General features: G+C 54.9%; 1 protein-coding gene. It reads right to left on the bottom strand.

The window, feature by feature from the left end; all coding sequences use genetic code 11:
- Positions 1-92: 92 nt before the first annotated feature.
- A complete protein-coding gene (locus tag ACP7D4_RS28125; RefSeq protein ID WP_426212732.1) occupies positions 93-650 on the bottom strand; it encodes a M20/M25/M40 family metallo-hydrolase in 558 nt (185 codons plus the stop codon).
- Positions 651-873: the final 223 nt, after the last annotated feature.

The following is an 873-nucleotide window of genomic DNA, read 5'->3' as shown; positions in this document are numbered from 1 at the left end:
CATAATATAGCACCGAAACCGTATATATGGACCGCGAAAGCGACCGACATTCTTGCCAAAGTCACGCGCGCTCGTGCCAAACTTAATAAGCTTCAATCTGTTTGACGCACTACACTAGATGGAACGATTTCTTCGTCGCAGGTCAAAGCCAGGATGATGTCGCGCTTGCCGGCAAAGCCTTCGCCCTTGTAGCGAATCATGTTTTGAACATAGGAAGCGGCCATAGCCTTGTCGTCCGATGCGCCGCGCGCGTAGAACACGCCGTTCTCTTCAATCAGCTTGAACGGGTCGCGCAGCCAGTCTTCGCGCTTGGCTTCGACGACATCGACGTGGGCCAGCAGTAACAGCGGTCTTTTGGCGCCGCTGCCCTTGAGCCGCACTACCAAATTTCCCTTCTTCGGACTGTCCGGCGGCACGATTATCTGCATTTCACTGTCGCTGTAGCCAGCCGTTTTGAGCTTCGCGGCCATGGCAGTAACTGCGTCCGTGCAACTTCCGACGGAATCGGTAGTGTTGATTTCTACCAATTCTTGGTAAATTTTTCGCAACTGTTGCTGCTCCGCATTGGGCGCTGACGTCTGCGCGCAAGCGCCTGCGGAAAACAGCATGGCGCTGAGAAAAAAGGTGCAAGGGAGGGCTGGATAGCGCATGCAGATTCCTTTAAGGCAACGTGGAACTTCTGGCGGTAGCGGCCCGGCTGCGCGGGCAGTCATGCATTCGGCAACTTTGCCGTGAGGAATAATAACAGTCAAATAGTTGGACGAAGCCGCTACGCGGCAGGAGTGCGATCCTGGCTGATGATCGATCCGGCTGGATGATTCAGAATGTGACCTCGTCCCTCGCCCGAGGGTGTGAATCATACGAAACGAGGTC

This window comes from Massilia sp. TWP1-3-3, from assembly GCF_049897805.1.
In the GTDB taxonomy this organism is placed as follows: domain Bacteria; phylum Pseudomonadota; class Gammaproteobacteria; order Burkholderiales; family Burkholderiaceae_D; genus Telluria_A.
This window is presented reverse-complemented; position numbering and strand designations above follow the sequence as displayed.

What these genes read in the sequence shown, in the direction of transcription:
- ACP7D4_RS28125 (WP_426212732.1), bottom strand. Translation starts at nt 650, where the DNA reads ATGCGCTATCCAGCCCTCCCTTGCACCTTTTTTCTCAGCGCCATGCTG.